The organism is Thiohalophilus thiocyanatoxydans, assembly GCF_004366735.1.
Lineage (GTDB): Bacteria > Pseudomonadota > Gammaproteobacteria > UBA6429 > Thiohalophilaceae > Thiohalophilus > Thiohalophilus thiocyanatoxydans.
In genome coordinates this window covers 17,988-31,642 of record NZ_SOQX01000008.1, presented here as the reverse complement: position 1 = coordinate 31,642, position 13,655 = coordinate 17,988, and the positions used below count along the sequence as shown (strand labels likewise).

The following is a 13,655-nucleotide window of genomic DNA, read 5'->3' as shown; positions in this document are numbered from 1 at the left end:
TGGTGGGAAGAGTGCCGGCATGATGTTGTTACCAGCGACTAGCCCCTAGAGACTAGTCACTGATTTATCCCCGGGAGGCATTTGCAGGTAAAACCCCTGCTCCTGTATCGCGGCGATCACGTCTGCGCCGGTACAGAGCGCCAGCTGACGCTCCGGCGTCAGTGCCAGCTCCAGAAACTGTTCGGTCTCGCCCAATATCTGCTGGATGTGTTCCGGCACGTCAGACCAGTCATTCTCCACCGGCAGATAGACGTAGGTGCCGGGTTTGCGCCGGCTGCGATAGACATAGCAGCTCACCGCGTTCAATTGAGGGTCACCTGCGCGGTGGCTCCGGCCAGCGCCGCTTCGATCTGTTGTAAGCGCTGTTGCGCTTCGGGCAGGGCATGCCCCTGCTGCTGGAGCTGTTCCAGCAATGTTTTCGCCTCCGGGTAGAGGGTGCTGAGCTGTTCGGCATCGAACAGCTGCAACGCGGCGGCGACGGCCTGTTGCGATTCGCTCAACAGGGCGGGCACCAGTTCGTTCTGGCCGATGGGCGATTCGGGGAGGATCAGATCGGCAACGAAGACTTCGTCGGCCAGCCGGTTGTGCAGCTGACGGGCCTCATCTTCCTCGTCCAGTTTACCCAGTGCCACCGGATCGTTGGCGGCACCCTGGCGCACCGCCGCCATGATGACCTCGATCAACCGGTTGACCGCCTGTTTGATCTCGTGATGATTGCCCGGCAGGGCGCAGCACTGGATGTAACTTTGATCCAGCCGCTCCTTGATATCCAGGATCACGTCGCTTTCGCTGTTGGATTGCAGATCCACCGCCTCCTGAACCAGATCGCGAAAATAGCGCAGGAAGTGATCGAGCTCCGCCACGTCCTGTTCGCGCGCTTCGCGGACCTGTTCCGCGTCGATGGTTTCCGCGTCCGGGAACAGGGGATTGCGGTACTTGCGTTGCAAGTGCCGTTCGCGGGGACCGGGTTGGTGACTGAATTCTATCTGCATGGTCGGGGTAGTCTGCGCTCAGATTAAGGCGCCATGATAGCGCAATTCACCGGCGTGCCGGGAGAGCCAACTGTTATGATCACAAACCGGATTAAACCATGGGAAAGTCATGTTATTTGAAGAGCTGGACTATCGGCCCACCCCGATCGGCGAGTTGAGTCTGCGTCGGCGCCATGACTTGATGCTGGATACAGAGGTCTACGAGATCAAGCTGGGTGAGGATTTTCTCATGACCAGCCTGTTCACCGCCTCGGAGATTGCCCTGGCCAATCTGGCCCTGGCCGAATTGGCCGGCGGGGCATTGGAGGTCGTGGTCGGGGGGCTGGGGCTGGGTTACACCTCCCGGGCGGTACTCGAACATGACACGGTCGGTGAGTTGCTCAATGTCGAGGCGCTGGAACCGGTGCTCGACTGGCACCGCCAGGGCCTGTTGCCCAACGGCCCGGGTCTGTGCGCGGATCCGCGCAACCGGTTTGTGCAGGGCGACTTTTTTGCGCTGGTCGGCAGCGAAGCCGGTCTCGATCCGGAACAACCCGGCCGGCAGTTCGACGCGATCCTGCTGGATATCGATCATGCGCCGGATCATCACCTGGATACCCGACACGACGCGTTCTATGAATCCGCCGGCCTGCAGGCACTGGCGCGGCATCTGCGTCCCGGCGGCGTCTTCGGCCTGTGGTCCAACGAGCTGCCCGACACGAACTTCACCGATCGGCTGGCCTGGGTCTTTGGCGGGGCGCGCGCCGAGCCAGTGACCTTCTACAACCCCTATCAGGATCGGGAATTTACCCAGTGCGTCTATCTGGCGCGCCGTTGAAAGGTGACACCCGGTTAAACGGGCGGACAAAAAAAGACCGGCAGTAATGCCGGTCTTTTAGCCTTAAGGAAGTAACCTGGCAGGATCAGACGCAGCCGGTCGGCTTGGGCAGTCCGCCCCACTTGCAAATCAGTTTCATCGGGCCTCTTTTGAAGATGTCATACAGCTCTTTGGAGGAGACGCCGGTCTGTTTGGCAAATTTGCGAATCGGCGGAACGACGCCGTCTTCTTCATACATGTGCCGCGCCTGATTAATCAGATCCATGATCTGATCATCGATTTCCATCTCGTCTTGTTTGGCCAGTTCTTTGGCGACTTCTTCCGACCAGTCATCACGATCGACCAGAAAGCCTTCGCCATCCAGATTCAGTTCCACAGTGGTTCTACCTCTTAATTGAAAATTTAATTTTTGGGGCTAACCCAAAAGGTACTTATAACCTTAGCAAAAGACTCGGGTATTTACAAGACACTGCCGCGCTTTTATCCGCGTCAAAGGCGAGGTTACTGGCCGTTCGCGGCCCCCCGGATGGTGTTTGCCAGCCCGGCGGGATCCAGCGGCTGCCGGGTGTCAATGTGCAGGGCATAGCGGCTTTCGGCCGGATCCAGCGGATCGTGCTGTTGCAGCTGGGACTCAAGCACAGCGAGATCCGCCTCGGAGGCGTCCCGTCCGGCGGCCTGGCGCTGGCGGATGCGCTGGCGCAGGGTGTCGGGGTCGGCTTCCAGCGCCAGGATATGCAGGGGCACGTTGCACTCGCCGGCCAGCGCGAGAAACGGGGCGCGCCGGGCCTGCTGCAAAAAGGCGGCATCGACGATCACCGTGTAGCCGGCCGCCAGCAGGTGACGGCTCTGCTCCCGCAGATGCGCGTAGAGCCGGTCGCTGGCGTCGGTTGAATATTTGCCGGTGCCGATCCCCTGCTCCTCGGGTGCGTGGCCGAACAGGCGTTCGCGCTCCACATCGGAGCGCAGGCGCACGGCGCCCAGCTGTTGCAGTAACTGATCGGTGACGGTGCTCTTGCCGCTGCCGGAGAAGCCCACGGTGATCAGCAGGGCGGGGCGGTCGGCGTGGAGAGTGGCCATGGCCTGATCGAGATAGTGGGCCAGTTCCTCTCGATGGCTCGTTTCATCATGCTGGGCCAGCTCGATGGCCGCCACCTTGGCCCGCACCATGGCGCGATAGACCCGGTAAAAGCCGAGCAGATCCAGGCCGGCATAATCGCCGGTCTGCTCCAGATAGCGATTGAGAAAATACCAGCCCGGCCCGCCGGCGTCATGGGCGTCCAGATCCATGATCAAAAAAGCGATCTCGTTGAGCGTGTCGATCCAGCGCAGGGCGGGATCGAACTCGATACAGTCAAAGGCGATCACCGTCTCCTGCCACAACGCGATGTTGCGCAGATGCAGATCGCCGTGACATTCGCGAATAAAGCCGTCACGCCGGCGTTGTTCAAACCGTGTCGCCTGCTGCGTGAGCTGCCTGTCACTCCACTGGCTGAGTTCGGCCAGCCGGGGATCGTCGGCCAGTTGCGGCGCCTGCTCACGGATCTGGTCAAAATTCTCCTCGCAGGGACGGCGCACCGCCGCCAGGCTGCCGTAGTCGCTGTCCGCCGGCGCCGCCGGCAACTGTTGATGAAAGTCGCCGATCAGTTGCGCCAGTTGATCCAGATGTTGTTCGGTCAGTTGCTGGCGTTGTAACAGCCTGTCAAAGCCTTCTTCGGGATCGAACTGGCGCATCTTCAGGGCGTATTCGATGAGCGCCCCTTCAGTCTGTTCGGGATCACCGATCACGATGCCGTCGGCGCTGTCGATGACCGCCAGCACATCCAGATAGATGGGTGCGGCCAGACGCCGATTCAGGCGTAACTCTTCCTGGCAATAATAATGCCGCTTGTCGAGCGTGCTGAAATCGAGAAAGCCGAGATCCAGCGGTTTTTTGAGTTTGTAGGCAAATTCCCCGGTAAGCAGGACCCGGGAGATATGGGTTTCGATCAATTCAATCCGCTCGACCGGATGGGGATAGGCCCGGGGTTGCTGCAACGCTGTCAGCCAGGCTGGAGTCTGCGGCTCGCTCATTGCTACACTGAGGTTATCGGGTTCATGCTGACAGCCTAGCGCTGATGGGTTATCGGAACAATACATATGTCGGGATTACAAGCTACGCGCGTGCGTCTGGACAAGTGGCTCTGGGCGGCACGTTTTTACAAGACCCGTACGCAGGCCATGGAGGCGATCAACGGCGGCCATGTGCGACTCAACGGTCAGCGCACCAAACCCGGCGCGCCGTTACAGATCGGTGATCAGATCCTCGTGCGCAAACAGTCGCTGACCTTTGAACTGACAGTACGTGAACTGTCGCAACGTCGCGGGCCGGCCAGTGTTGCGCAACAGTTATACAGCGAGGAGGCCGAGAGCATCGCGCGGCGCGAAGCGCAGCAGGCGGCCCAAAAAGAGCAGGCACGGCTCAACCCGCACCCCAAACGCAAACCGGATAAACGTGAACGACGCAAGATCATCCGTTTCGTCAACAAGCACACTCAGGAGCGTTCATGAGCCGTCCCGAGACCCCGTTGCTGACCGTGGATATTATCATTCGTCTGGTGGATCAGGCCGGGCAGCCCCTGGTGTTAATCGAACGCAAAAACCCACCACCGGGCTGGGCCTTGCCCGGCGGGTTTGTCGATCTCGGCGAGACGCTGGAGCAGGCGGCGGTGCGCGAGGCGCGCGAGGAGACCGGGCTCGAGATCGAATTGCAGCAATTGCTCGGTTGTTATTCGGATCCGGCCCGCGACAGCCGTGGCCACACAGTAAGCGCGGTTTATGTTGCCCGCGCCACGGGGCAGCCGCAGGCGGCGGATGATGCGCAAGCCATCAAACTGGTGGACCTGACCGATCTGCCGGAGAATCTCGCCTTTGATCATGCACTTATACTCGCCGACTACCGCCATTTCCTGGCCACCGGCGAGCGCCCGCCGCTGCGGCTGTGACGGGGTTGTATCAAAAAAATTCGACCCTATATTTTCAGACAAGTAAAATTTTCAAATTCCCAAATCGCAGGAGAAACCCATGGCGACCGTAGATCTGACCACCGAAAACTTTAAAGATGTGATCGAGCAGAATGACTTTGTAATTATCGACTTCTGGGCGCCGTGGTGTGGTCCCTGTCAGTCCTTCGGCCCGGTCTATGAAGAAGTCTCCGAAAAGCACGACGACGTCGTGTTCGCCAAGGTCAACACCGAGGAACAGCAGGAACTGGCCGGCATGTTCAATGTCCGTTCCATTCCGACCCTGATGATCTTCCGCGAGCAGGTTATCCTCTTCTCCGAAGCCGGCGCATTGCAGCAGTCCGCGTTTGAAAAACTGATCGAGGATGCCAAGGCCCTGGATATGGAAAAAGTCCATCAGGAAGTCGCCAAACAACAGCAGGAACAGGAACAACAGGCCCAGTCCTGATTCCGTAATTGTTGTCGCGTTTATTCACCACGAAGACGCGAAGGCACGAAGAATAAATTGTAATCAATTCCGAGCGTGACACGAATGAGGCACATGGATGTGCGGTTGTCACGCAAGGTATTGAACTCTATTTTTGTATATATTCACGCCACGAATATTTATATCCGAATTTAATCTTCGACTTCAGGGTGCCTGGGGGGATCGAGCAGGGTTCCCTTCGTATCTTTGCGTTTATTCACCGCGAAGGCACGAAGAATTGATTGAAATCCAAGTTTGATGCGAAGCAAGTAATGTACAAGGATGTGTGATTATTTATGAAGCAGGAACTTCTGTTTTTTTGTATAGATCCTGCTCAGTAATATCCATCCTGGTTTTTAGCTTACCGCATGCGGGTTTGAGGGGATTTTAACGGATTTTCCTTCGTGACTTCGCGTCTTCGTGGTGAATATCTTTTTACATTAATCCACGAAACGGCTGCACCTCGACCAGGCTGCCGGGCTCGATGTTGTCGGCTTCCAGCGGCAGGATGATAAAGCAGTTGGCGCGGCTCATGCCGCTGAGGATATGCGAGGCCTGCATGCCTGCGGCGCTGACCGTGAGATTGCCCTGTTCGTCGCGCTGCAGGATGCCGCGCTGAAAGTCGGTGCGCCCGGGACGTTTTTTCAATCTTTCACTGCAGGGGACCTGGAAGGTCAACGGCGGCCCGGCCGTCTCGCCCATCAGTTGACGCAGGGCGGGCAGGGCAAACTGGTAGAAGGTGGCCATCACCGACACCGGATTGCCGGGCAGGCCGAAGAACCAGGCATTTTTGACCCGGCCGAAGGCCAGCGGCTTGCCCGGTTTCATGGCGATCTTCCAGAAGCTGACTTCGCCGAGTTTGTCCAGGGTCGTTTTAACGTAATCGGCTTCCCCCACCGACACGCCGCCGGAGGTGATCACTGCATCGGCCTGATCGGCGGCCTGTTCAAACGCGGCTTCGATCGCTTCGGGCACATCCCGGATGACGCCCAGATCGAGAATTTCCACATCCAGTTCTTTGAGCATGCCGTACAGGGTGTAACGGTTGCTGTCATAAATCTGGCCTTCTTCCAGCACTTCACCGACCGGGCGCAGTTCATCGCCGGTGGAGAAAAACGCGACCTTCAGTTTGCGTGCCACCGTGACCTCGGGCACGCCGAGCGAGGCCAGCAGGCCGATCTCGGCCGCCTGCAGACGCTGGCCTTTTTGTAACACCACATCCTCCACGGCAATATCCTCGCCGGCGTGACGCACGTTTTGTCCCGGCGTATGGCCGCTGCCAAAGGTGATGCGTTCGCTGTCGACGCTGGCATGTTCCTGCATGATCACCGTGTCCGCGCCGTCGGGCAGCTTGGCGCCGGTCATGATGCGCACGCACTGGCCGCCCTGGACTTCCCCGTCGAACGGGTTGCCGGCGAAGGCCGTGCCGATCAGATCCAGGGTGATTTCATTGTCGCCGAGATCCGCGCCGCGCAGGGCGTAACCGTCCATGGCCGAGTTCTTGTACGGCGGCACATTCAATGGCGAGCGGATAGCCTCGGCCAGGATATGGTTGTGCGCCTGCATCAGCGGCAGGGTCAGGGTTTCCTGTACCGGCGTGATGCTGTGCTGAATCTGCTCCAGCGCCTGGTCCACGCGCAGGTTATTGGGATCGAATTCGTCGCAGGAAGGTTTGGCGGACATAGTCGGTTACTCGATCAACGGTTGCCATTGGGGCGGAGGATTATGCCACATCAGCTGCCGTTCTGCTGAAGGTACGCCTCCACAAAGTCGGCAATGGCGGACGGGTCATTGATATCCAGCAGGGGTAAATCGCCTGCCGCGGGCGCGGGCAATTCGGTGATCAGCGCGATGATATCCGGATCCTGCGGATTCAGCGGCGAGTGGGCGACCACGTCACGATAGACCTCGATCTTGGGATAGGCGGCGTGTTTGAAACCCTCCGCCAGGATCAGATCGAGATTGGCGCAGTCCAGCTGGTCGATCAGTTCATCCAGTTGCGGATCATGATCCTGTTGCGGCGTTTCAGTAATCAAGGCCCAGCGGTATTGCGAGGCGACCAGCATCTGAGCGGCACCGGCATGGCGCAGTTCATAACTGTCCTTGCCGGGATAATCAATATCGAATTGATGATGGGCATGTTTGATCACCCCGATGCGATAACCGCGATCCCGCAGCAATGTAATCAGCTGGGTCAACAGGGTGGTTTTGCCGCTGCCGCTGTAGCCGACAAAACCGAGTAACGGGCAGAGAGTATCGATCATGAGACTCAGGTATCCAGTTGTTGGGGTTCATTGATATTGAGCAGCGCCCGGGGCTGGTCGGCATAATCGACAACCGCGTGCGGCTGATTGCGAATCCACTCCTGGACCCGGTGCCCGTCCTGCTCATAATAGGTTTGCAGCGCCGCTTCACAAGAGCGATGCAGCAGACAAACCGTACCGTGCAGCCGCTGCCCGTCGCTGACCGATACCAGCGGCACCTGTTCACGGCGGGCGGCGGCACAGAGTCGCTCGACCAGATCGCCCGGCAGGCACGGCGTGTCACAGGGGACAAAACAGAACCAGTCACCCTCGCACTGTTGCAGCGCGCTGTAAAAGCCGGCCAGGGGACCGGCATAATCGGGCCACTGATCGGCGAAGACCGGATAACCGTAACGGCGATAAGTGTCCGGATGGCGATTGGCGTTAATACACAGACGCGCGAGCTGCGGCCGCAACCGTTCGCAGACATGTTCGATCAACGGGCGTCCCTGATACAGCAACAAGCCCTTGTCTTCCCCCTGCATGCGCCGCGCCCGGCCGCCGGCCAGGACAATGCCGGTCACCTCAGTCGGTTCAGGAAAATTCATGCGGCAAAGTATCGCAGCTTGAAAGGGATTTCACCACTTGAAAGTGATTCACCACGAAGGCACGAAGACACGAAGAAAAATTATTTAAGAAACCGGAACGATTACTGCGGTTTATCAATGTCGGCGATGACAGACGGTCTCCGTCGCTGGTGGAAGTGAGTTTCAAGGAATACAGAAGGTTTACATGGTGTCTTCGTGCCTTCGTGGTGAATAATTTTATGGTTTATTCGGCAAACTCGATCGCTTCGCGAATGGTATCGATGCCGGCTCTGGCGCATTCGTCATCCACGTCGCCGGTGATCTTTTTCGCCGGGGCGCCGGAGATACCGACAGCCCCGTAGAAATGACCGCCGATACGGACCGGCACGCCGCCGCCGACCAGCAGGACATCCGGGGCAAAGCGCAGATTGTCGAAGTCGCCTTCCTGCATATCGAGCGTGGAAGTCTGGAAGCTGGCGGCGGTCTGCGCTTTCAATCGGCTGACATCGATGGTGTGGGTGCCGGCCAGCGGATCGCGCGCCAGGGCCAGCAGTTTGCCGTGGCGATCGACCACGCTGGCGGTGACCTGGTAGCCCTGTTCACGACAGGCCCGCGCCGACTCGACCGCCAGCTGGTTGGCGATCTCGAACGACATGACCCGGGTGGTGACATAAGCCGGTTCCGCACTGACAGCGTGGCTCAGCAGCAGGGTCGACAGCAGGGCAAAAGCAAGAGATCGTTTCATGAGGATGACTCCTTACCAACGGGTTGATGTTGTTCTAATGCCCAGTGCACATGTTCGCGCACCAGTTCGGACGGGTGGTCGGTGCGGGCCTGCAGGGCGGCGATCACCTCGGAGGAGGTGGCTGCGTTGCCCAGTGCCACGGCGATGTTGCGCAGCCAGCGTTCATGGCCGATGCGCCGGATTGCCGAGCCTTCCAGGTTCCGGTTGAAGGTCTCTTCATCCCACTGGAAAAGTTCCACCAGCTGCGCCTCATCCAGGCGCTGGCGCGGATCAAAATCCGGCTCCTGGCTGGAATCGGCAAAGCGGTTCCAGGGACAGTACAGCTGGCAGTCGTCACAACCGTAAATCCGATTGCCCATCGGCTTGCGCAATGCCACCGGGATCGATCCCTTCAGTTCAATCGTCAGATAGGAGATGCAACGCCGGGCATCGACCACATAGGGTTCGACGATGGCCTTGGTGGGGCAGACATCGATGCAGGCCTGGCAGGTGCCGCAATGGTTGCTGGCCGGCTCATCCACCGGCAGGGGCAGATCGGTATACAACTCGCCGAGAAAAAACCAGGAGCCGGTATGCCGTTGTAACAGGTTACTGTGCTTGCCGATCCAGCCGAGGCCGGCTTTTTCCGCCAGGGCTTTTTCCATCACCGGCGCGCTGTCGACGAAGGCGCGATAGCCGAACGGGCCAATCTGTTGCTGGATATGATCGGCCAGCTGTTGCAACCGCTTGCGCATCAGCTTGTGATAATCGCGCCCCAGTGCGTAGCGCGAGATATAGGCTTTGTCGGGGTGATCCAGCAGCGCCTTGAGATCGATCCGCTCCTCGGGCAGATAATCGAGACGCACGCTGATAATGCGTCGCGTGTCAGAGACCAGGTCGGCCGGCCGGCTGCGTTTGTGGCCGTATTCGGCCATCCATTGCATGTCACCGTGGTAATCCCGGGCCAGCCACTGCTGCAGACGCGTTTCGTAGTCATCCAGATCCGTATCGGTGATGGCGGTCTGCTGAAAACCGAGCTCGGCACCCCACTGCTTGATCTGCGCCGCCAGTGCCGACCAGTCGGTATTCTGTGCGGCCTGCTTGTTTTGGCTGTGACTCATGATCATAATCATAGCCTTATGGCCAATCTTCCGCATGATCTTTATACCACCGAGCAGTGTCGCGAACTCGATCGCATCGCCATCGAGGAGCTGGGCATGTCCGGTTCTGTCCTGATGGAACGCGCCGGTGAGGCGGCCTGGCGGCAGCTGAGTCGGCGCTGGCCCGAAGCGCGACGTATTACAGTGGTCTGCGGCACCGGCAATAATGGCGGGGACGGTTATGTGGTCGCCCGGCTGGCGCACGCCGACGGTCGGCAGGTGCGGGTATTGCAGGTGGGCGAGAGCGACAAACTGGGCGGCGATGCGCTGGCCGCCTTGCAACGCCTGCAGGGCATCGAGGTGTTTCCCGAGCCCTTTGCCTCGCAACCGCTCGAGGAGACCGATCTGCTGGTCGACGCGCTGCTCGGCACCGGGGTGCGAGGCGAGGTCAACGAGCCCTACGCCACGGCGATCGACTGGCTCAATGGCAGCGGCAAGCCGATCCTGGCACTGGATGTCCCCTCCGGCCTCGATGCGAATACCGGCCAGGCGGGTGGCCGGGCGGTACGCGCCGAGGAGACGATCACCTTCATCGGGCTGAAGATCGGCCTGCTTACCGCCGACGCCCCCGATCATGTGGGTCAACTGGCATTCAACAGTCTCAACCTGCCCGACACGGTCCGGGCGCGCGTCAGCCCGGTGGCGCAGCGACTCGAGTTCGCTGAACTGGTGCGGCACCTGCCGCGCCGGCCGCGCAACAGCCATAAAGGGCTCTACGGCCATGTGCTGATCCTCGGCGGGGAGCAGGGCATGAACGGCGCGGCCCGACTGGCCGGCGAGGCGGCCCTGCGCGCCGGCGCCGGCCGGGTGAGCATTGCCACCCGCGCCGCCCATGCCGCCACCCTCAACCATGGCCGCCCGGAACTGATGTGCCACGGCGTGGAAGAGAGCCAGGCGCTGCAGGCGCTGATCGACCAGGCCACGGTGGTCGCGGTGGGCCCCGGCCTGGGGCAGGGCGAATGGGGCCGGATGATCTGGCAGGCGCTCGCGGCGTGCGACACGCCCCAGGTGGTGGATGCCGATGCGCTGAATCTGCTGGCCGAGAATCCGCGCCAGGGCGGGCAGCGGATTCTCACCCCCCATCCCGGCGAGGCCGCGCGCCTGCTGAACTTGACCCCGGCCGAGGTGCAGGCCGATCGGCTGGCGGCAGTGCGCCGCCTGCAGGCGCAGTACGGCGGGGTGGTGGTGCTCAAGGGCGCCGGCACGTTAGTGAGCGCTGGCACGGGGAACAGCCTCTGCACCGCCGGCAACCCCGGCATGAGCAGCGCCGGCATGGGCGATGTGCTCACCGGGGTGATCGCCGCCCTGCTGGCGCAAGGGCTGGCCCCCGAACCGGCGGCGCAACTGGGCGTTTGCCTGCACGGCGCGGCAGCGGATCAGGCGGCCAGGTCGGCCGGCGAACGCGGTCTGCTGGCCGGAGACCTGTTCGGCCCGCTGCGCCGGCTCATCAATGGGTGATCCCGGCGGCGAAATTCTTTGCCGCCGGTTCATGCCGTTGTTCGATAAATTCCGCTAAGCTTGAAGCATGGAACAGTACCTCGAAAACGAAGCGGCCACGCTGCAGCTGGGCCGGCGGCTGGCCCGTCTCTGCGTGGCACCCTGTCTGCTCTTTTTGCACGGCGAGTTGGGTGCCGGCAAGACCACCCTGGTGCGCGGTCTGCTGCAGGAGCTGGGCCACACAGGGGCGGTCAAAAGCCCGACCTACACCCTGGTCGAGCCCTATTACTTTGATCATAAAAAAGTTTTTCACTTCGATCTGTATCGCCTCGGGGACCCGGAAGAGCTGGAGTACCTGGGGTTTCGGGATTATCTGGATGATCACTCTCTCTGCCTGGTGGAGTGGTCCGAGCGCGGCGCGGGCCATCTGCCCCTGCCCGATGTGGAGGTTTATCTCGATCCCAGCGGCGAGGGGCGCCAGGCGCGGCTGATCGCCCATGATCAGAGCGGCGAGGCGCTGCTGGCCCGGCTGGAGCCGTTTTAAGCCCCGGATCGGATCCAGATCTCGAAAAAACTCTAGAAAAACAGGCTATCTTCATAATAAATATAAATTTTTACTTGATTTCTCACCTGTCCCGGCACAATAATTAAGAGCAGCTAAACCGGGAGGTAGATAAAATGCGTCCAGCTCAGGCGCTGCTACTGTTGATGCTCGCCATTGTGCCGCTCACCGCCACCGCCGCCGAGGTGCAGGTGGAAGGGGTGCGTATGTGGCCGGCCCCGGATCATACCCGGCTGGTGCTGGATCTCAGCGAGCCGGTGGATCATACCCTGTTCTCCCTGGAAGGCCCGGATCGGGTGGTCGTCGATCTGAAACACGCTCGCTTTCCCGGGAGCCTGCCGGATTTCGCCTTTGATGAGGCACTGATCAAAAAGGTTCGTTACGCTCATCGTCAGGATGATCAGTTGCGCTTTGTGCTGGATCTCAAATCCGAGGTCAAACCCAAAAGTTTTGTGCTCAAGCCGCAGGGGAAATACGGCCACCGTCTGGTGATCGATCTGCATCAACCCCAAAGCGAGCAGGCCGCGCCGAGGGTGACCAAATCGGTGAAGGACGGCAAACCGCGGGAGGTGATCATTGCCATCGATGCCGGTCACGGCGGCGAGGATCCCGGGGCGATCGGCCAGCGCGGCACCCGCGAGAAGGACGTGGTCATGGCGGTGGCCCGCAAGCTGGAAGCGCTGGTGAACAAGACGTCGGGTATGAAACCGGTGATGATTCGTAACGGGGACTATTACCTCAGTCTGCGCGAGCGGGTGGAGACCGCGCGCCGGGCCCAGGCCGATCTGTTTATCTCCATCCATGCCGATGCCTTTCACGATCGCCGTGCGCACGGCTCCTCGGTCTACGTGGTTTCCGACGGCGGCGCCAGTAGTAAAGCGGCCCAATTTTTGGCCGAAAGCGAAAACAGCGCGGATCTGATCGGCGGGGTCAGCCTGGATGATAAGGAAGATCTGCTGAAGATGGTGCTGGTGGACATGGTGCAGAACTCCACCATTGAAGACAGCCATCGGGTTGCCAGTGAAGTGCTCGGCGGCCTCGGGCAGATCAATCACCTGCATAAACGGCAGGTGGAACAGGCCGGTTTCCGGGTGCTCAAGGCGCCCGATATGCCGTCGGTGCTGGTGGAAACCGCCTTCATCTCCAATCCCGCCGAGGAGCGCAAGCTGCGCAGCAGCGCTCACCAGAGCAAACTGGCTCACTCCATCTTCTCCGGGGTGAAGCAGTATTTCGCCCGCCATGCCCCGGCCGGGACCATCCTGGCCGAACGCAAGATGCAGCGCCATCGCATCAACCGCGGTGACACTCTGTCCGGTATCGCCGCCCGCTACCGGGTGAGCGTCTCGACCATCAAACAGCACAACAACCTCTCCGACAACATGCTGCGCGTCGGCCAGGTGCTGCAGATCCCCGTTATCTGATGTTCCATTTTTCAGGGGCTCTGGAAAGTAACGCGGAGTTCGCGGAGGCGCGGAGACGCAAAGCTATAAGATTTTGAATTTTAAATGTTGAATTTTGAATTCGCGATTAAATACCGATGAACAATTCAAAATTTAAAATTCAACATTAAAAATTATATCTCCGCGCCTCTGCGTCTCCGCGTTCTCCGCGTTTTTTAACCCTGTCCTGCAACGAAGCCCGTTCACCTTTTGAGATAACGCGGTTAAG

General features: G+C 60.0%; 16 protein-coding genes. 7 read left to right on the top strand and 9 right to left on the bottom strand.

Going from position 1 to position 13,655, the window contains the following annotated elements:
• Positions 1-45: 45 nt before the first annotated feature.
• On the bottom strand, positions 46-297 hold the full coding sequence (locus EDC23_RS12330; protein WP_134085133.1) for a YcgL domain-containing protein: 252 nt from the start codon (positions 295-297) through the stop codon (positions 46-48).
• A gap of 5 nt (positions 298-302) precedes the next feature.
• Positions 303-992 carry a hypothetical protein gene (locus EDC23_RS12325; protein WP_134085034.1) on the bottom strand — a complete coding sequence of 230 codons (690 nt, stop codon included), beginning with the start codon at positions 990-992 and terminating at the stop codon, positions 303-305.
• A gap of 109 nt (positions 993-1,101) precedes the next feature.
• Between EDC23_RS12325 and EDC23_RS12320 the strand changes: the two genes are divergently transcribed.
• Positions 1,102-1,809: a polyamine aminopropyltransferase gene (locus EDC23_RS12320; RefSeq protein WP_134085033.1), complete on the top strand. Its 708-nt coding sequence runs from the start codon at positions 1,102-1,104 to the stop codon at positions 1,807-1,809.
• Positions 1,810-1,894: 85 nt separating this feature from the next.
• On the opposite strand, the gene EDC23_RS12315 is transcribed toward EDC23_RS12320, so the two are convergent.
• Both EDC23_RS12315 and EDC23_RS12310 read right to left on the bottom strand, forming a co-directional pair.
• Positions 1,895-2,185, bottom strand: coding sequence for a TusE/DsrC/DsvC family sulfur relay protein (locus tag EDC23_RS12315; RefSeq protein ID WP_134085031.1), 291 nt, complete (start codon positions 2,183-2,185; stop codon positions 1,895-1,897).
• A gap of 125 nt (positions 2,186-2,310) precedes the next feature.
• Positions 2,311-3,879, bottom strand: a complete 1,569-nt coding sequence (locus EDC23_RS12310) for a bifunctional aminoglycoside phosphotransferase/ATP-binding protein (protein WP_134085029.1) — start codon at positions 3,877-3,879, stop codon at positions 2,311-2,313.
• Between the two features lie 66 nt (positions 3,880-3,945).
• Between EDC23_RS12310 and EDC23_RS12305 the strand changes: the two genes are divergently transcribed.
• From EDC23_RS12305 to trxA, 3 genes are all read left to right on the top strand, one after another.
• A complete protein-coding gene (locus EDC23_RS12305) occupies positions 3,946-4,356 on the top strand; it encodes an RNA-binding S4 domain-containing protein (protein ID WP_134085027.1) in 411 nt (136 codons plus the stop codon).
• Positions 4,353-4,790: an NUDIX domain-containing protein gene (locus EDC23_RS12300; RefSeq protein ID WP_134085025.1), complete on the top strand. Its 438-nt coding sequence runs from the start codon at positions 4,353-4,355 to the stop codon at positions 4,788-4,790. Before EDC23_RS12305 ends, EDC23_RS12300 begins: the two co-directional genes overlap by 4 nt.
• Positions 4,791-4,869: 79 nt before the next feature.
• A complete protein-coding gene (gene trxA / locus EDC23_RS12295; RefSeq protein ID WP_134085023.1) occupies positions 4,870-5,256 on the top strand; it encodes a thioredoxin in 387 nt (128 codons plus the stop codon).
• A gap of 453 nt (positions 5,257-5,709) precedes the next feature.
• Here the strand turns inward: trxA and moeA are convergent, their stop codons facing one another.
• From moeA to queG, 5 genes are all read right to left on the bottom strand, one after another.
• Positions 5,710-6,957 carry a molybdopterin molybdotransferase MoeA gene (gene moeA / locus EDC23_RS12290; RefSeq protein WP_134085021.1) on the bottom strand — a complete coding sequence of 416 codons (1,248 nt, stop codon included), beginning with the start codon at positions 6,955-6,957 and terminating at the stop codon, positions 5,710-5,712.
• A 50-nt stretch (positions 6,958-7,007) separates the two neighbouring features.
• On the bottom strand, positions 7,008-7,538 hold the full coding sequence (mobB, locus tag EDC23_RS12285) for a molybdopterin-guanine dinucleotide biosynthesis protein B (RefSeq protein ID WP_134085019.1): 531 nt from the start codon (positions 7,536-7,538) through the stop codon (positions 7,008-7,010).
• Between the two features lie 5 nt (positions 7,539-7,543).
• Complete coding sequence (gene mobA, locus EDC23_RS12280; RefSeq protein WP_134085017.1) at positions 7,544-8,125, bottom strand: molybdenum cofactor guanylyltransferase MobA; 582 nt, start codon at positions 8,123-8,125, stop codon at positions 7,544-7,546.
• 223 nt (positions 8,126-8,348) lie between these two features.
• Positions 8,349-8,849, bottom strand: a complete 501-nt coding sequence (locus tag EDC23_RS12275; protein WP_134085015.1) for a GlcG/HbpS family heme-binding protein — start codon at positions 8,847-8,849, stop codon at positions 8,349-8,351.
• Entirely contained in the window at positions 8,846-9,949 is a 1,104-nt protein-coding gene (queG, locus tag EDC23_RS12270) for a tRNA epoxyqueuosine(34) reductase QueG (RefSeq protein ID WP_134085013.1), read from the bottom strand. Before queG ends, EDC23_RS12275 begins: the two co-directional genes overlap by 4 nt.
• 18 nt (positions 9,950-9,967) lie before the next feature.
• Between queG and EDC23_RS12265 the strand changes: the two genes are divergently transcribed.
• The 3 genes from EDC23_RS12265 to EDC23_RS12255 all read left to right on the top strand — a co-directional run bounded on the left by EDC23_RS12265 (position 9,968) and on the right by EDC23_RS12255 (position 13,408).
• The gene (locus EDC23_RS12265) at positions 9,968-11,446 is read left to right on the top strand and encodes an NAD(P)H-hydrate dehydratase (RefSeq protein ID WP_134085011.1); all 1,479 of its coding nucleotides are present in this window, start codon (positions 9,968-9,970) and stop codon (positions 11,444-11,446) included.
• 67 nt (positions 11,447-11,513) lie between these two features.
• Positions 11,514-11,969 carry a tRNA (adenosine(37)-N6)-threonylcarbamoyltransferase complex ATPase subunit type 1 TsaE gene (gene tsaE / locus EDC23_RS12260; RefSeq protein WP_134085009.1) on the top strand — a complete coding sequence of 152 codons (456 nt, stop codon included), beginning with the start codon at positions 11,514-11,516 and terminating at the stop codon, positions 11,967-11,969.
• A gap of 134 nt (positions 11,970-12,103) precedes the next feature.
• Complete coding sequence (locus EDC23_RS12255) at positions 12,104-13,408, top strand: N-acetylmuramoyl-L-alanine amidase (protein WP_134085007.1); 1,305 nt, start codon at positions 12,104-12,106, stop codon at positions 13,406-13,408.
• Positions 13,409-13,655: the final 247 nt, after the last annotated feature.

What these genes read in the sequence shown, in the direction of transcription:
- EDC23_RS12325 (WP_134085034.1), bottom strand. Translation starts at nt 992, where the DNA reads ATGCAGATAGAATTCAGTCACCAACCCGGTCCCCGCGAACGGCACTTG.
- EDC23_RS12320 (WP_134085033.1), top strand. Translation starts at nt 1,102, where the DNA reads ATGTTATTTGAAGAGCTGGACTATCGGCCCACCCCGATCGGCGAGTTG.
- EDC23_RS12310 (WP_134085029.1), bottom strand. Translation starts at nt 3,879, where the DNA reads ATGAGCGAGCCGCAGACTCCAGCCTGGCTGACAGCGTTGCAGCAACCC.
- EDC23_RS12305 (WP_134085027.1), top strand. Translation starts at nt 3,946, where the DNA reads ATGTCGGGATTACAAGCTACGCGCGTGCGTCTGGACAAGTGGCTCTGG.
- EDC23_RS12300 (WP_134085025.1), top strand. Translation starts at nt 4,353, where the DNA reads ATGAGCCGTCCCGAGACCCCGTTGCTGACCGTGGATATTATCATTCGT.
- trxA (WP_134085023.1), top strand. Translation starts at nt 4,870, where the DNA reads ATGGCGACCGTAGATCTGACCACCGAAAACTTTAAAGATGTGATCGAG.
- moeA (WP_134085021.1), bottom strand. Translation starts at nt 6,957, where the DNA reads ATGTCCGCCAAACCTTCCTGCGACGAATTCGATCCCAATAACCTGCGC.
- mobB (WP_134085019.1), bottom strand. Translation starts at nt 7,538, where the DNA reads ATGATCGATACTCTCTGCCCGTTACTCGGTTTTGTCGGCTACAGCGGC.
- mobA (WP_134085017.1), bottom strand. Translation starts at nt 8,125, where the DNA reads ATGAATTTTCCTGAACCGACTGAGGTGACCGGCATTGTCCTGGCCGGC.
- EDC23_RS12275 (WP_134085015.1), bottom strand. Translation starts at nt 8,849, where the DNA reads ATGAAACGATCTCTTGCTTTTGCCCTGCTGTCGACCCTGCTGCTGAGC.
- queG (WP_134085013.1), bottom strand. Translation starts at nt 9,949, where the DNA reads ATGAGTCACAGCCAAAACAAGCAGGCCGCACAGAATACCGACTGGTCG.
- EDC23_RS12265 (WP_134085011.1), top strand. Translation starts at nt 9,968, where the DNA reads ATGGCCAATCTTCCGCATGATCTTTATACCACCGAGCAGTGTCGCGAA.
- tsaE (WP_134085009.1), top strand. Translation starts at nt 11,514, where the DNA reads ATGGAACAGTACCTCGAAAACGAAGCGGCCACGCTGCAGCTGGGCCGG.
- EDC23_RS12255 (WP_134085007.1), top strand. Translation starts at nt 12,104, where the DNA reads ATGCGTCCAGCTCAGGCGCTGCTACTGTTGATGCTCGCCATTGTGCCG.